Origin of the sequence: Roseobacter sp. HKCC-CH-9351 (assembly GCF_037830295.1) — a bacterium.
GTDB lineage: Bacteria > Pseudomonadota > Alphaproteobacteria > Rhodobacterales > Rhodobacteraceae > M30B80.
Genome location: NZ_JBBLYM010000001.1, coordinates 1,357,359 through 1,372,564 on the forward strand (window position 1 = coordinate 1,357,359; position 15,206 = coordinate 1,372,564).

Below are 15,206 nucleotides of genomic sequence, written 5' to 3' on the forward strand. Positions count from 1 at the left end.
TGTTATTGTCCCTTGGGTAAGGTCAGACCTGCGGCCTTGGCATAGAGTTTGGCAAGGGCTGCATCATCCTCTGCCCCAAGACCCTGCGCTGCGGCCTCCTTGAATAACGCAAGCGCGGCCTCAGTGATCGGGGCAGAAAAGCCCGAGTTTTGCGCAATATCCATCACAATCCCCAAATCCTTGGGCCAGATATTGATGGTGCTGCGTGGGGTGTAATCACCTTCGATGATGTGGGGCGCGCGGTTTTCTAACATCCAACTGGTTCCCGCGCTTTGCGACACCACCTCTAAAAACCGCTCAGGAGAGATGCCCTGCGCCAGCGCAAAGGTGATCGCCTCGGCCATTGAGGCGATGTGAATACCTGCCAACATTTGGTTTGTGGCCTTCATCGCGGAGCCTGCCCCCGCGCGGTCGCCCATTTTAAAGACTTTTGCAGAGATGGCATCGAGTGCGGGCTTTGCAGCCTCAAAGGCCGCTTTGCGCCCCGATGCCATGATCGTCAACTCACCCGAGGCAGCCTTAATCGCCCCGCCAGAAATTGGCGCGTCCAGATAAAGCAGGCCTGCGCTTTCTGCGCGCGTTTCCATTTCGGCAGCGAAAGCAGGGGGGATCGTGGCGCAAGAAAGGATCACCGTGTTTTGTTGAAGCGCTGCCGCCACGCCCTCAGGGCCGAAAAGGACGGCTTCGGTTTGCGCCGCGTTGAGCACGACCACCACCAACGCGTCCAAAGCCTCTGCATGATCTAAGAGCGCACCTGCTTGTGCACCATCTGCCACAAGTCGCGCGACCGCATCGGGGTTGATATCATGGCCCCAAACCTGATGACCCGCCTTGATCAGATTGCGCGCCATGCCATAGCCCATAGACCCCAATCCGATAATCCCGATCTTTTGCATATCTCGGCCCCTTTGCCTAAGTTGTGAGGTGCAATCTTCCGCTCGTCATGCTTGAGGTTGCTGCCCTCTTCACATAGCTCTATGCCTTGGGTATCACAAGTTTGGTATACCAAAAAAGAGTGGCCATTTTGGCCGCGCATCATAGAGGGAGCGCGCATGTCTGACTTGAAATTCGCCCAAAGCCTGTCTCGCTTGGGAACGGAATCTGCCTTTGTCGTTTTGGCCCGCGCGCAAGCCTTGGCCGCCGAGGGGCGCGACATCATCAATCTGGGCATCGGTCAGCCCGATTTTCGGACGCCTGAGCATATCGTTGAGGCAGGCGTCAAGGCGCTGCGGGATGGTCATCATGGCTATACGCCCGCCAATGGCCTGCCCGCACTGCGCGAGGCGGTGGCCGCCGATTTGCATCGCCGCCATGGGGTAGAGGTGAACCCTGATTGTGTGGTCGCCGTTCCTGGGGGTAAACCCACGATGTTCTTTGCGGTAATGATGTTCGGCGAGCCTGGCGCCGAGATCATGTATCCCAACCCTGGGTTCCCGATTTACGAATCTGTCATCCGCTATTCAGGGGCAACCCCTGTGCCGATTGCGCTGCGCGAGGAAAACGGGTTTTCCTTTTCGGCAGAGGAGGTCTTGGCACAGATCACGCCCAAGACGCGGTTGATCATCATCAACTCGCCCGCAAACCCAACGGGCGGTGTGACCCCGAAGGAAGAGATCGACAAGTTAGTCGCGGGTGTTTTGGATCATCCCCATGTGGCGCTGATGTCGGATGAGATCTATTCCAACATGCTTTATGGCGGGCGCGAGCATGTTTCGCTTCTGCAATATCCCGAAATTCGGGATCGATTGATTATGCTAGATGGGTGGTCAAAGACCTATGCGATGACAGGGTGGCGTTTGGGTTATGCCGTTTGGCCTGAGGCCTGCGTGCCGCATGTGACCCGCCTGTGCATAAATGACCATTCCTGTGTGAATGCCGCTACACAATTTGCAGGGATTGCGGCGCTCAATGGCCCTCAAGACGCCGTGCGCGAGATGGTCGCCCAATTCGATGCGCGCAGACAAGTGATTGTTGAGGGGTTGAACACCCTCAAAGGCGTGACCTGCACCGATGCGGCGGGTGCGTTTTATGCATTCCCAAATATCTCGGGCACCGGCATGACTGCCGTGGAGGCACAGAACCTGTTCCTGAACGAGGCGGGCGTGGCCACAGTGGCGGGCACGAGTTTTGGCGCGATGGGCGAGGGCTATGTGCGCTTTTCATACGCCAATTCCACCGAGAATATCCTCGCTGCGCTTGATCGTATTGCGAAGGTGTTGTGATGCAATGACGCGCGAAGATGACCCTTCGCGCGTCATTTTTTAAGATCTGGGCGCTGTGGCGCAATGCGCGCCGCTGGCGGCTTGACCTGAACCCAGTGCCAGAATGGCAGGCGCGCGGAATGGATCAAGCGGTGCGCTGTGGCTAAGGTCAAAAGCCAAAAGAGCGCCGATCATCACGAACAGCGCGATGACCCTATGTTTGCGAGACAATGTCATGTGCGGGGCTCCAGTTGTAGAAGCGGGCGCAGACGCACACCGATGATGGATCCAACAAAGGCTGCTGCAAACCAAACCCATCCATGCAGGCTGCCTGTGGAAATGCCGCTGAAAAAGGCACCCACATTGCAGCCAAAGGCAAGGCGTGAGGAGTAGCCAAGCGCAAGCCCCGCAAGGATCGTAGCACCCCATGCAATCAAGGGCAGTCGCGGGATTGGTTGCGAGAGGCCAGCGCGCCATGCGGCCACGATGAATGCGCCCCCGATCAGGCCAAGATTGGTGAGCGAGGTAACATCGGTCAAAAGGCTTTGCGCGATGCGTTCAGCATGGGTGGGGCTTCCCCAAAACGGGTTGAGCGTCAGATCAACGCCTGTCGCACTGACGCCCTTAGCCACCCAAAGGCCAAGACCGTAAACCACGCCCCAAGGTTGCCCTGCGACCACAAGGTTGCCCAGTGCCAAGAGAGCGACCAATATTGCGGCCATCACAAGACGGCGGGGCAGGCGGCGTTTGCCTTGTTCGGCGAAAATCCACACCATGAGCGCGACACTGCCAAGCCCCATAAGGGTCAGGCCAAGGCCTGCGCCGCCCTCAAGCGCGACTAGAGGCAAAGTGCCAAGTGACGTCCACCAGTTGAGATGTGCAGCGCCAAGAAAGCTGCCGATGCCGAAGAAAGGTAACGCGACCAATGCCACGGGATTGCCGCTGCCTGCATTAACCAAGGTGCCAGAGCCACAGCCCAGAACCACTTGCATTGCGATGCCAAAGACAAAAGCACCGCCCACCATGGCAAACCCGATGGGCGCATGGGCCCCGATCAACTCGCCCGAGTGGCTGGCCAATAGCGGGAAGGCCACAGCGGCCACAAGGGCGATGGCCAAGAGCTGCGCAAAGAGGCCCGATGGATCACGGCGCAGGATCATCGCGCGCCACGGCCCCGCAAAGCCAAACCGCAACCCTTCGAGCGTTGCACCAAGGCCAAGACCGATCAGCAAAAGCAGACCGAACCGCGCACCCGCAGCGGCGGCAAGGATCAAAACAAAAGAAATCGCGCCAATCAGCAAGGCAAGGCGCCCCCAACGCGCGGGGCGTTGGGGGCGGTCTAAGTGGCTGCTTTGGTCGCTTTGGGCCAGCGGCGCCATTGCGTCTCTCCTTAGAAAACCGATTTGATCTGGTTCCACAGGTTGCGGATTGGGCCTGGGACATTGGCCATCTCATAACCTGCATTCGACCATCCGACCATGGATTCGGGGTAGAGTTTCACATTCTCAATCCCTGCCAATTCCGAGAGGGCGAACCAGTTGGTTGCAGCCCAGTGGCCGGTGTTGCAGAAAGACACCAAGGTTTCTGCATCCGTGAACCCCTCGGCCTCGGCCAAAGCACGCGCGGCATCGGCGTCCACAATTGCAGGGCCATTGTCGAACCAGCTGCTATGCACAAAATATTGCGACTGCGGCAGCGTGCCTGGACGGGCAGCGGCAGGGTGGCTTTGGTCACCGTTCCAGAAGCTTTCAGGGCGCGCATCAAGCAACAAACCATTGCTGCCGCCTGCAATCACAGTCTGGATTTGCTCTGCCGTGGCTGTCCACTGATCAGAGAGGGTGACAGTGATCGTGCTTGGAATTGGGGTGGTTGCCTCGGTCGACAGTGCAAGCCCTGCTTCCGTCCATGCGGCAACGCCGCCATTGAGGATCGACAGATTTCCGAAACCTGCGGATTTCAACGTCCAATAAACACGCGCCGCGGCACCGAAATCGGTTTCATTCGCGCCTTGATGGGCAATCACAACAGTCTGGTTCTGGCGCAAACCCAATTCACGCAACAATGCGGTCAGCTCTTCGGCGCTGGGCAATTGGCCAGGGTTTTCAGCAGGCCCACGGAACCGACCATAGGGGGCGTTGATTGCGCCCTCGATATGGCCTGCTCTGTAGGTATTTACATTTTCTTGACCTTCGGCTGCGGCAGGCGCGCGAATGTCCAATATAACGGGCGCATTTGTGCCCAAGCTGGCGTTCAATTCAGCGGGGCTGACCAAAGGGCCAAATTGCGCTGCTGCAACATTTGCCATCAGCACTAGGGCTGCGGCTGCATAAGAAAGAAGTTTCATCTCATGGCCTCGTTTTTCGGGTGAGAGGGACGATTATGGCGCCGCATGTGACGTGAGAATGCATGACTGACAAGGGGACAGCACATCAGAAAACAGCCCCGAAGGCGGCCAAAATTCTAAGTAAGGTGGATCGGCAGAATTCCTGTCAAGTCGCAGAGTTGATCGAGAAAATTTGTTCCGCAATTTTCAATTCAACAGAACATTTTCGTTCTTTTTTGCATGGACGCACGAATGGCGCGAACAATCTACCCGCTTAGGGCGATTTTTGTATGAGGATACTAAAACTGGGGGGAAGTGGAGGCGAGTACCGGAATCGAACCGGTGTACACGGATTTGCAATCCGCTGCGTCACCACTCCGCCAACTCGCCTTCGGGGTATCTGTGGTGTCCATGGGGCGGTGCTACTGCAAGGTTTGCGCTTGCGCAAGTGGTAAGAGGGCAAAACGCGCGGAAGAACGGGTGGGGTTAGCTTGAAAACAGTCCCTTGCGCCTTGGTTTTTCCACCGCATCGGCCTCACGGATCACGATTTTGATGCGAGGCCCCGTTTGGATCATGGATGGATCCACGGGGCAAAGGCTGAGGTCAAGGATCTCAAGCCGTTGCAGCCGCGCAATCGGCGTGATGTCATAAACTTCGGTGTCACGCAGAATCAATTCCCGCAGATCTTTGCACAGGCTCAACGGGCTGATATCCGCAACGCGGCTATGAGATACATCGAGATAGCGCAGCCCCGTCAATTCGCGCAAAGCTGTGATGTCCGATATAAATGTTCCCCCAAGCTGCAGATGGGTCAGGCTGCGCATACCCGCCACGGGGCTGAGATCACTAATTGGCGTGGCCCAAGCTGAGACGCGCTCAAGATGAGACAGGCCACGCAAAGACTGTAGACTGGTGACGCGGGTGTTTGAAATGTTCAGGCTGCGCAAATTGCTGCATTTGGCGATGCTTGAGGGCAATTCCACCAAATTGTTAAGCCCCGAAAGATCAAGCGATTGACCATCACTCATCAAACAATCTGCGATCATGCCTTGGCAAATTGAGTAACCGGCGGCGCATTCGGGCAGGTTACGCAAATATTCGGTCGATGGCGCCTCAACATCCATGCTGCGCGCAAGTTTCATCTGCGAGGCATTGGACACAAAGACCAGTTCATTGGCGTTTTCATACTCTGCGCTCATGGTGCTGTACCTATTGATTGCTGCGCGGTTCAATCGTTCATCACCATGCTAGATTGCTGCTTCACGGTGACATTACCTTCAAAGCGCGCGCCAAAGGCCACGGCGAGGATGTTTTGGTTGAACTCGCCGCGCGCTTGCGCGTTGCTGTCGATTTGCAGCTTTCTGCAGGTGATCGTGCCCTCGAACTGGCTATCGATTTTAACCATGTCAGCGGTGATTGTGCCGCGCACTTTAGCCCCGTGGGCAATGGTGACGTTATGACCCGTGATGTCGCCCGTCACGCTGCCTTCGATGACGACATCGCCATTGCTGCGCAACTTCCCCTCAATCGCCATACCTGCATGGATGACTGTTGCAGACGCGGTGCCGCGTGGGCCGTCAAGGTTGGGTTCATTCGGGCTTGTGGGAGAGAACGGCGTCATCATTCATCCAGAAAAATTATCAATATGATATAATATGCCTTTGGAGGGCCACGGGTCAATCCGCTGCGACCCTATGGATCGCGCTGTATAGCGTGCTCCATACGCTTGCCCAAATTCATCGCAATTTGGGTGCCAAAGGCCACGCAATATTTGGGATTTTCGGCCACGGTTGCAGGAACGCCCGTGAGGTCAGACAAGGCTTTGTCAATGCCCCTGAGGCCCGCGCCACCGCCTGTAAGCATCAACCCATATTCATGGATGTCCGATGCCAGATCGGGCGGTGTTTGATCGAGCAGTGACATCACCGCCGTCCAAATCTGTTCGATAAGCGGGTGCAGTGCCTCGGCCACATCCTGTTCGGTCACAACTTGCTCTTTGGGCAGGCCATTAAAGGCATCGCGCCCCCGCACTGTGGCGCTCCGTCCTTTACCAACTGCGGGGAAGATGGCGGTGCCGATCTCATGTTTGAGCTTTTCACAGGATGAGACGCCCACGTTCAAATTGTAGTTTTTCTTGATGAAGTTTGAGATAGCCTCATCAAAATGGTCGCCCCCGATGCGCACTGAGCGTGCTGTGACAATGCCGCCCAAGGAGAGAACGGCAACTTCGGTTGTGCCGCCGCCAATATCGACAACCATCGCGCCGCGTGGGTCAAGAACAGGCAGGCCCGCACCAAGTGCGGCGGCCATCGGTTCTTCGACTAGCCCAACTTTGCGCGCCCCTGCTGCTTCGACCGAGTGCTTGATCGCACGCTTTTCAACGGGGGTGGCGCCATATGGCACGCAGACATAGACAATCGGCTTTCGCAGCATGAAACGGCTCAAGGCCTTGCGGAAAAACGCACCAATCATTTCTTGAGCTGCATCAAAATCGGCGATGACCCCATCGGACAGGGGGCGGCAGGCTTGGATCGATTCCGGCGTCTTGCCGAGCATTAATTTGGCATCTTCACCCACCGCGAACAGCTTTTTGCGCCCGTCTTTGATGTGAAACGCCACGACAGATGGCTCATCCAAGATCACGCCCGACTCGCTATCCACGAAAACGGTGTTGGCCGTGCCAAGATCAATGCTGATTTTTGACGTCATACTGGTTAACCGAAATACAAATAAACTGACAGATGGGCATCAATCAGGCCGCCCTTGCGCAAGTGTTAATCTATTGTGATACGCGCGTCTATCACCCCATTGCGGGGGAATTTTGGGCAAGGATGCGGCAAAGCAGACCTAACTTGCACCAAAGCGCCCAGCAGGCGTTGCACGAGGGCCCGCCATGTGCCATAGCAAGAACAACGTAAACTAGACTCATTGGTTCAGTTGAATGGCCGACTTTAAATCTCGCCGCGTCACGATGGTAGACACCCAAGTGCGCCCCTCAGATGTCACGAAATTCCAGGTGATTGATGCTATGCTTGCCATCCCGCGCGAGGCCTATGTGCCCGCCGATATGCAGGATGTGGCCTATATTGGTGAAAACCTGATCCTTGGGGCGGGTCGCGTGATCCTTGAAGCCCGCAGTTTTGCGAAAATGTTGGACGCGCTCGACATTGGCCCGAGTGATCTGGTTCTCGATGTCGCCGCAGGCCTTGGTTATTCCAGTGCGGTGTTGGCCCATATGGCCGAGGCTGTGGTCGCGGTCGAAGAAAATGCCGACTTTGCCCAAGAGGCAGAAGCAAATTTCGCAGCACAATCTGTTGATAATGCCGCAATGATTTGCGCAAGCCATGTTGAAGGCGCGACCAAATATGGCCCCTATGACGTCATAGTTGTGAACGGGGCTATTGAAACCATGCCCACAAGCCTGACGGATCAATTGAAGGAAGGTGGCCGCATGGGCGCGATCTTCGCGGTTGGTCAACTCTGCGAATTGCGGATTGGGCGCAAAATTGACGGCCAAATGAATTGGCGGCTGTTGTGCCATGCCAATGCGCCTGTTTTAGACGGGTTCAAGCGTGAAGCGGCGTTTCAGCTCTAAGCACGCGCATCAGCGGCGGCACGAAGTGAATTTGGGGCGCCTATGGGCCCCGTGAGGGAGTGTTGCTTGTGAGTGTTCGGATCAAGAAATCCTTTCAGATGTTTGGCGCCTCTTTGGCCATGTCCCTGTCCGTTCTCGGGGCAGGGCATGTGAGCGCACAAGGGTTGCAGGCCACGATGGAAGCGGCCTATGAAAATTCCGATCTGCTCGAGCAAAACCGCTATCTTGCGCGAGTTGCTGATGAAGGCATTGCGCAGCGCGTTGCCGCGTTGCGACCCACCCTCAATATGGTTGCACAGCGGGCGCGCACGGACGCGGCAGGCAGCTTGACCGAAACCATTGCCCTCACCGCAGATTTGGTGCTGTTTGCAAGTGGCAGTCGCAGCGCTCAGATTGCGGCGGCGCGGGCCTCCGCCGAGGCCACCCAAGCGCAGCTTTTGGGGCTTGAGGGGCAGGTGCTGCTTGATGCTGTCACGGCCTATATGAATGTCTGGCGCGATGTTCAGGTGGTGAATGTGCGTCAATCCAATTTGCGGGTGGTTGAGGAACAATTACGCGCCGCAAGAGATCGCTTTGATTTAGGCGAGGCCACCCGAACCGATGTTGCGCAGGCCGAGGCGCAGATGGCTGCGGCACGATCCGCTTTGGCCGCGGCGCAAGGGACGCTCAGCATCAGTCGCGAACTTTATCAATTGGCCGTGGGCGTAGCACCAGAGGCACTTGGCGCACCAGGTGCACGGCCCGAATTACCTTCATCTGCTGAGGCAGCGGAAATGATTGCGCGCAGCTCAGCCCCTTTGATCCTCGCCGCACAGCATGAGGTGACGGCCAATCAATATAATTTGACCGCGGCCCGTGCCGCTTATGGCCCAACTGTCAGCATGAGCGCGACCTCGACAGACACGCGGGAAGGGGCCCCCAATACCATCGGAAACAGCGAGCGTCTGTCGCTGACCATCACGCAACCCATTTACCAAGGTGGGCGGCTGGCCTCTCTTGAGCGGACTGCGCTGGCCAATCTTGCAGCCTCTCAATCCAATTTGAGCCGCCAGACCGCAACTGTCATCCAAAACTTGGGCAATGCTTATGCACGCCTTTCTATCGCATCCGCGCAAATTGCGGCCACCGAGCAGCAGATTAACGCGGCGCAGCTGGCCTTTGAAGGCGTCCGTGAAGAGGCGTCTTTGGGTGCGCGCACCACGCTTGATGTGCTGAATGCGGAACAAGATCTGCTTGATGCGCGCATAGCCCGCATTCAGGCGCAGACGGATCTCTATACGGTAAGCTACAGCGTTTTAAATGCGATGGGCGGGCTGACCGCAGAGGCGATGGGGCTGGATGTAGAGCTATACGATGCTGACGCCTATGGCGCGCGCTTCTCAGGCGCACCACTTGGCCGCCCATCGGTGCAAGGCAGCCGCCTTGACGGTGTTCTGGAACGCTTAGGGCGTGAGTAAGCCCAAACGGCCAAGTCGCGACTAGGCCCGATGAAACCCGCCCCATGGGGCGGGTTTTTCATATCTAGGCCACTGGTCTTGCATCCGCCCTGCCGTGTCACGTGTCGCAGCTGCCGCATCGGCAGAATTCTTTACGTTGCTATTTGACTTTCTTGCAGAGTATATAATTAAATAAATACATAAATAATTTACTATTTTACTGTGATCAAAATGTTCTGCCCCGCGATGCAGGTGAGATCGGCAACAAGACCGCAAAGCGGATGGCATTTGGGGTGACGGGATGAGCGAAGATAAAGACGGCGCTGATATAGAGGATGTGCTCTCTTCCATCCGCCGTTTGGTGGCTAAGACAGCGCCCGCGCAAACGGTGTCATCGGCCGCGCGCTGCGCGCAGAACCACACTTGCGACCAACGCGCCCAGTGGGTGACGCTGTTGAGCAAAAATTGGTGCTGTCCCCAAGCCAACGGGTGAGTGAGCCTGAAAACCCTTGGGCAGTGATTCCCCTTGATCCTGCAGATCACGCGTCTGGCGATGAACGTGCTTGGGCGCGTGAGGATCGCTTGGCGGATTATGCAGATGGCGGCGCTTCGCCATCAGCCGCACCGCAAGATGCGCTTGGTGCTGCCTTGGCTGCCGCTGCAGATCCCCTGCCTGATCAGGCAGATGCAGCGCAACAAGACGCGCCTGAAAGGCATCATAATTTTATATCAACCGAGATAGCCGATGAAGATGGCTATGACGAGGAGGTGGAAACCCTGACCCTCTTCGCCGCGCCGCCGCCGCCATTGAGGGCCAAGCCCAAAGCGGAGGCCCCCCCTGTCTACACGATTGAGCCCGAGCCAGAGGGGCAAGAAGATGATCTTGCAACGGAGGATCCTGTTGATGACTTGGGCCATGCCCCGCATATGCGGTTCGCTGCAAAAGAGGCCGATCTCATCTTGGCCGAGCAAGACGAAGTTGCGTTACGCGCCCTTGTTGCGCGTGTTGTCCACGAGGAATTGCAGGATGATTTGGGGCAACGGATTACCAGCAATCTGCGCAAATTGGTGCGCCGCGAAATTCGTATGATCCTCGCGGCTGAGAAACTGGATGGATAAGCCTTGACGACAGGCGCGGTCCCGCGAAGATGGCAGTGTCATGTTTCCGATACGCGACCATAACCCATCCAACCGCAAGCCCGTGATCACGATCGGTCTGATCTTGGTGAATGTTGTTGTGTTTCTGGGCTATTACCCCGAACTTTCATCGACCCCTACAGGTCTTGCGCGGTTTTTTGACAGTTGGGCGCTTGTCCCCGCCGAAGTGCTGAAGGGCGGAGATCCCCATAGTTTGATTACGTCCATGTTTCTGCATGGCGGCTGGATGCACCTGATCGGCAATATGCTGTTCTTATGGATTTTTGGCGATAACCTAGAGGATCAGCTCGGGCATGTTGGGTTTTTGGCCTTTTACCTTGTCGCAGGGCTCGCAGCGGCGTTTGGACAAATTTTGTCAAACCCCGCTTCGCAAGTGCCGATGGTGGGTGCCTCTGGGGCCATCGCTGGGGTGATGGGGGGATATTTACTGTTATTCCCGCGCGCGAAGATCGACATCCTTTTTATCTTCATCATTTTCTTCAAAGTCTTCACTGTGCCCGCATGGGCCATGTTGGGGCTATGGTTTGGGCTGCAGCTGTTTAATGGTCTGTCGATGGATGCCACAGGTGGCGGTGTGGCCTATTGGGCCCATGCGGGCGGGTTTATCGTGGGCTTCGCATTGATGCTGCCGTTTTGGATCAATCGTGGCGCTCAGGCTTTTTGGGCGCGCACCGCGGGGGTTCCCCCCCATGAAGAGGCGCAATATCGCTTCGGCCAAAGCCGAATTCCTGCTGTGGGTCGGCCCAAAAATGCGCCAACCGCAGTCACCCGTGTGCCGCGGGTGACCCGCAAGACGCGCGGCGACAACCCTTGGTCAAAGTGATCTGCCAAACGAAAAATGCCCCACGCATCGCGCAGGGCATTTGATCTGACCGACCGCGTGCGTGTTTAGGCGCGTTCGGAATATTCCATCGTTTCGGTGTTTACGATGATCATTTCCTCTTGGCCGACAAAGGGCGGAACCATAACCTTTACGCCGTTGTCGAGGATTGCGGGCTTAAAGCTATTCGCGGCTGTTTGGCCCTTTACCACGGGTTCTGTTTCCACAACTTTGCAGGTGACTTTCTGAGGCAAGGTTGCGTTGAGCGCTTCGCTTTCATGGAATTCCACCACGATGGTCATCCCATCTTGCAAGAAGGGGCGGCGGTCGCCCAACAATTCCGCAGGCAATTCGATCTGCTCATAGGTTTCGGCGTCCATGAACACCAACATTCCATCTTGCTCATAGAGAAATTGTTGGTCTTTTTGTTCAAGACGCACGCGTTCTACCTTGTCCGCAGAGCGGAAACGCTCGTTCAATTTGCTGCCATTGCGCAGATTGCGCATCTCGACCTGCGCAAAAGCACCGCCCTTACCAGGCTTCACGTGATCCACTTTTACAGCGGCCCAGAGGCCACCATTATGTTCCAAAACATTTCCGGGACGAATTTCATTGCCGTTGATTTTAGGCATATTGTAAACCCTAGCAAACCTTGATGATTGATTAACGCTCCCTATATCTAGGCGATATCAGGGTGGCAATACACAAGCGCCGTGCAGCATTAAATGCGATCCCATGCAAAAAACGCATACGAGGTATGCAATATTCGCATACCAGAATCGCTTAGAACATGTGCATAAGGGGCCCCACGCCGCAAAACGCAAGAGCAAAAAATAAAAAGGACGACGAAATGCGAGATTTCGTTGATGGCACCGCCTTCAATTACGAGCAAGGTCAACGCGCACGCAAGTTGTTTGCTGCCGTTGTTTTGGCCGCGCTTGATGATGCAATCGCCGATGACAAGAAATTCGGCAACGGTCCAGAGCAAATCGCACGCTGGGCGCGCTCCCGTGATGGGCGCGAAGTGCTCAGCTGTGCAGGGATCGACCCCAATGAGCGCGTTGTTCAAGGCTTGATGAAATTTGTGGCCTCTGGCGTGCGCACCTCTGTTGCGCTGAGCCGCGAGGAAAGCGAACGCCGCAATCAGGCCGAAGCTGCCTGATCAAACGTCACGCCTGATCTTTCAAAACGCGTCCCATTGGGGCGCGTTTTTTTGGGGAAGGTGGTGGCCGCTGTGGGACTCGAACCCACACGCCCGAAAGCCTCGGATTTTAAGTCCGGTCTGTCTACCAGTTCCAGCAAGCGGCCACAGGGTTTGACTAGAGGAAAGTTTCCCGCCCCGCAAGCGGCCAAGGCACGTTCCATCCCCTACATCCAAAATTCGCCCCGCCCATAATATGAGCGAGGCGAGGGTTTGGGTTAGCAAGCAACATGTTCGCACGTGCTGGCGAACGCCCCTTCGATACAGGGCAGGGCGTTAAATTTTGGTGAAATTGCGAAAAATTTTATAGCCCATCGAATTGGCAGAGCGCGTGAACGCTTTGGCCCATCTCCTCAAGCTTGGCGCGCCCCCCCAATTCGGGCAGATCAACCACAAAGGCGCAGCCCGTCACCTGCGCGCCGAGGCGCTCAATCAGGTGAATGCCCGCTCGCGCCGTGCCGCCAGTGGCCAAGAGATCATCCACGAGCAGGACACGTTCACCCGCCTCGAAAGCATCATCATGGATCTCGACAGTGGCGGTGCCATATTCCAATGCGTAATCTTCGCTGATTGTGGCCGCGGGCAATTTGCCTTTCTTGCGAATAGGAACAAAACCTTTGCCCAGTTGATGCGCGACCGCGCCGCCAAGGATGAACCCCCGCGCCTCAAGCCCCGCGACCTTATCAATCTTTTGCCCAACATAAGGGGCAAGCAATTGATCCACAGCCAATCGAAACCCGCGCGGGTCTGCAAAAAGCGTGGTCACGTCACGAAATAAAATCCCCTCATGCGGGAAATCGGGAATGGTGCGGATATAATCCTGAACCGTTTTTTGGGGCGTCATAGCGTCTCTCCGTTCGGCGGGCCTTACAGCACGCGGCCTGCAATCGCATCTAGCTTGGTGACCATATCAGGGTCGCGCTTATCGGGGGCCGTCATGATGGCGTGATCCAATGCGCGATCACAGCCGCACCGACAAGGCGCGCGCTCAGGCCCCAAAAGCGCAGGCAAGGCGGCTATGGTTTTGCGCGCATTCTCTGCATTTCCTGTGAGGGTTTTGATGATCTCGGTGATATCCACTGCGCCGTGATCTGCATGCCAACTGTCATAATCCGTAATCATTGCAATCGGGGCGTAGCACATCTCCGCTTCGCGGGCCAATTTTGCCTCTGGCATATTGGTCATGCCGATCACATCGGCCTTCCATTCATTGCGATACATCAGTGATTCCGCGAGGGTCGAGAATTGCGGGCCTTCCATCGCCAGATACGTGCCGCCTTGATGCAGTTTTGCGCTGCTTGCGCTTGCGGCCTTGGCCAATTTTGCGCTGAGATCCGCGCAGGTTGGATGCGCCACGCTGACATGGGCCACCAGACCTGTGCCGAAAAAAGATTTATCGCGCGCGAAGGTGCGGTCGATGAATTGATCAACCAAGACGAAATCACCAGGCGCCAAGTCTTCGCGGAATGACCCGCAGGCGGAGACAGAGATCAATTCGGTCACCCCAAGGCGTTTTAGCGCGTCAATATTGGCGCGATAGGGCACCGTGGTGGGGCTGTGGACATGACCGCGCCCGTGGCGGGGCAAAAAGGCCATGCTGACCCCGCTCAGGCGGCCCGTCAGGATGGCGTCAGAGGGTGTGCCAAATGGGCTGTTCACCTCAGCCCATTTCGCGCCCTCAAGCCCGTCTATCTCATAGACGCCCGAGCCGCCGATCACGCCAATCACGCGCTCTGTCATCCTGCCCCTCCATGGGTTGGTTCCAAATCCAAGCGTGCAGTATCGCAAGCGGCGGGGGGAAGGGAACCCGCGAATTGGTATTTTGGCCTATTCAGGCCGCGTCATGGTGAAAATTTCACCGATTTGCGCGTAATCCTGATAGCCAAGCCGTGAAATCACGCCCGCGCGGGTGATGTCAAAGCGGCCATCATTCAGGCAATCGGGGCGGATATGAACCCCCGTCACTTCGCCAAAGACCGCAAAATTATGTGCCCCGTCCAAGGCAACGATTTGGGTCAGTTTGCATTCAAGGCTTGCGGGGGCGTTGGCCACCCGCGCCGCCGCAATGGTTTCACAGGGGGCACGGGCGATCTGTGCATGGGTGAATTCATCCACGCCCCTTGGCCACGGGCCAGAGCTTTGGTTCATCATATCGCGCATCTCGTAGCCCACGAGATTAACACAAAACACCCCCGTCTCGCGAATATTGGCCACGCTATCCTTGGTGCCGCCGCGATCCGCTTTGGCCGAGGTCGAGGCGAACATCACCTGTGGCGGCACATAGGCGACTGCGTTGAAAAAGGAATAAGGCGCAAGATTGTCCTGACCATCGCTCCCCCGTGTCGAAATCCACCCAATCGGGCGCGGTGCGACTATGGCATTGAATGGGTTGTGGGGCAGGGGGTGGCCGTCATCAGGTTTATAGAACATCGCCGCGCCTTTTGCTTCTTCGGTTTGGCATTGAGCTAGTG

At 56.6% G+C, this 15,206-nt stretch carries 17 protein-coding genes and 2 tRNA genes; 6 read left to right on the forward strand and 13 right to left on the reverse strand.

The genetic code is table 11. From position 1 onward, the window contains the following. Nucleotides 1-2: 2 nt before the first annotated feature. The gene (gene ltnD, locus AAC632_RS06900; RefSeq protein ID WP_340297384.1) at nucleotides 3-896 is read right to left on the reverse strand and encodes an L-threonate dehydrogenase; all 894 of its coding nucleotides are present in this window, start codon (nucleotides 894-896) and stop codon (nucleotides 3-5) included. Between the two features lie 156 nt (nucleotides 897-1,052). On the opposite strand from ltnD, the gene AAC632_RS06905 reads away from it, so the two are divergent. Then, the gene (locus AAC632_RS06905) at nucleotides 1,053-2,222 is read left to right on the forward strand and encodes a pyridoxal phosphate-dependent aminotransferase (RefSeq protein WP_340297383.1); all 1,170 of its coding nucleotides are present in this window, start codon (nucleotides 1,053-1,055) and stop codon (nucleotides 2,220-2,222) included. A gap of 39 nt (nucleotides 2,223-2,261) precedes the next feature. On the opposite strand, the gene AAC632_RS06910 is transcribed toward AAC632_RS06905, so the two are convergent. The 7 genes from AAC632_RS06910 to AAC632_RS06940 all read right to left on the reverse strand — a co-directional run bounded on the left by AAC632_RS06910 (nucleotide 2,262) and on the right by AAC632_RS06940 (nucleotide 7,234). Beyond that, nucleotides 2,262-2,438 carry a hypothetical protein gene (locus AAC632_RS06910; protein ID WP_340297382.1) on the reverse strand — a complete coding sequence of 59 codons (177 nt, stop codon included), beginning with the start codon at nucleotides 2,436-2,438 and terminating at the stop codon, nucleotides 2,262-2,264. Continuing rightward, nucleotides 2,435-3,580, reverse strand: a complete 1,146-nt coding sequence (locus AAC632_RS06915; RefSeq protein WP_340297380.1) for a YeeE/YedE thiosulfate transporter family protein — start codon at nucleotides 3,578-3,580, stop codon at nucleotides 2,435-2,437. Before AAC632_RS06915 ends, AAC632_RS06910 begins: the two co-directional genes overlap by 4 nt. Before the next feature lie 11 nt (nucleotides 3,581-3,591). Then, the gene (locus tag AAC632_RS06920; RefSeq protein ID WP_340297378.1) at nucleotides 3,592-4,545 is read right to left on the reverse strand and encodes a sulfurtransferase; all 954 of its coding nucleotides are present in this window, start codon (nucleotides 4,543-4,545) and stop codon (nucleotides 3,592-3,594) included. Nucleotides 4,546-4,840: 295 nt separating this feature from the next. After that, nucleotides 4,841-4,914 (reverse strand) — tRNA-Cys (locus tag AAC632_RS06925). A 96-nt stretch (nucleotides 4,915-5,010) separates the two neighbouring features. Beyond that, nucleotides 5,011-5,724, reverse strand: a complete 714-nt coding sequence (locus tag AAC632_RS06930) for a leucine-rich repeat domain-containing protein (protein ID WP_340297377.1) — start codon at nucleotides 5,722-5,724, stop codon at nucleotides 5,011-5,013. A 29-nt stretch (nucleotides 5,725-5,753) separates the two neighbouring features. Further along, entirely contained in the window at nucleotides 5,754-6,146 is a 393-nt protein-coding gene (locus AAC632_RS06935) for a bactofilin family protein (protein WP_340297376.1), read from the reverse strand. A 71-nt stretch (nucleotides 6,147-6,217) separates the two neighbouring features. Next, nucleotides 6,218-7,234, reverse strand: a complete 1,017-nt coding sequence (locus AAC632_RS06940) for a rod shape-determining protein (RefSeq protein WP_340297374.1) — start codon at nucleotides 7,232-7,234, stop codon at nucleotides 6,218-6,220. Nucleotides 7,235-7,466: 232 nt separating this feature from the next. On the opposite strand from AAC632_RS06940, the gene AAC632_RS06945 reads away from it, so the two are divergent. The 4 genes from AAC632_RS06945 to AAC632_RS06960 all read left to right on the forward strand — a co-directional run bounded on the left by AAC632_RS06945 (nucleotide 7,467) and on the right by AAC632_RS06960 (nucleotide 11,537). Continuing rightward, complete coding sequence (locus tag AAC632_RS06945; protein ID WP_340297372.1) at nucleotides 7,467-8,120, forward strand: protein-L-isoaspartate O-methyltransferase family protein; 654 nt, start codon at nucleotides 7,467-7,469, stop codon at nucleotides 8,118-8,120. Between the two features lie 68 nt (nucleotides 8,121-8,188). Next, nucleotides 8,189-9,577: a TolC family outer membrane protein gene (locus AAC632_RS06950; protein ID WP_340297370.1), complete on the forward strand. Its 1,389-nt coding sequence runs from the start codon at nucleotides 8,189-8,191 to the stop codon at nucleotides 9,575-9,577. A gap of 420 nt (nucleotides 9,578-9,997) precedes the next feature. Beyond that, nucleotides 9,998-10,675: a hypothetical protein gene (locus AAC632_RS06955; RefSeq protein WP_340297368.1), complete on the forward strand. Its 678-nt coding sequence runs from the start codon at nucleotides 9,998-10,000 to the stop codon at nucleotides 10,673-10,675. A 40-nt stretch (nucleotides 10,676-10,715) separates the two neighbouring features. Continuing rightward, nucleotides 10,716-11,537: a rhomboid family intramembrane serine protease gene (locus AAC632_RS06960; protein ID WP_340297366.1), complete on the forward strand. Its 822-nt coding sequence runs from the start codon at nucleotides 10,716-10,718 to the stop codon at nucleotides 11,535-11,537. A gap of 65 nt (nucleotides 11,538-11,602) precedes the next feature. Here AAC632_RS06960 and efp read toward each other — a convergent pair whose 3' ends face one another. Beyond that, entirely contained in the window at nucleotides 11,603-12,166 is a 564-nt protein-coding gene (gene efp, locus AAC632_RS06965) for an elongation factor P (protein ID WP_317656085.1), read from the reverse strand. A gap of 218 nt (nucleotides 12,167-12,384) precedes the next feature. Here efp and AAC632_RS06970 point away from each other — a divergent pair, with 218 nt between their 5' ends. Next, nucleotides 12,385-12,696: a DUF6280 family protein gene (locus AAC632_RS06970; protein WP_317656084.1), complete on the forward strand. Its 312-nt coding sequence runs from the start codon at nucleotides 12,385-12,387 to the stop codon at nucleotides 12,694-12,696. Nucleotides 12,697-12,757: 61 nt separating this feature from the next. On the opposite strand, the gene AAC632_RS06975 is transcribed toward AAC632_RS06970, so the two are convergent. The 4 genes from AAC632_RS06975 to AAC632_RS06990 form a co-directional block, all read right to left on the reverse strand. After that, nucleotides 12,758-12,842, reverse strand: a tRNA-Leu gene (locus AAC632_RS06975). A gap of 197 nt (nucleotides 12,843-13,039) precedes the next feature. After that, nucleotides 13,040-13,579, reverse strand: a complete 540-nt coding sequence (locus AAC632_RS06980) for an adenine phosphoribosyltransferase (RefSeq protein WP_317656083.1) — start codon at nucleotides 13,577-13,579, stop codon at nucleotides 13,040-13,042. A 23-nt stretch (nucleotides 13,580-13,602) separates the two neighbouring features. Further along, on the reverse strand, nucleotides 13,603-14,475 hold the full coding sequence (locus tag AAC632_RS06985) for an S-methyl-5'-thioadenosine phosphorylase (protein WP_340297364.1): 873 nt from the start codon (nucleotides 14,473-14,475) through the stop codon (nucleotides 13,603-13,605). 87 nt (nucleotides 14,476-14,562) lie between these two features. Next, the gene (locus AAC632_RS06990; protein ID WP_340297362.1) at nucleotides 14,563-15,165 is read right to left on the reverse strand and encodes a flavin reductase family protein; all 603 of its coding nucleotides are present in this window, start codon (nucleotides 15,163-15,165) and stop codon (nucleotides 14,563-14,565) included. Nucleotides 15,166-15,206: the final 41 nt, after the last annotated feature.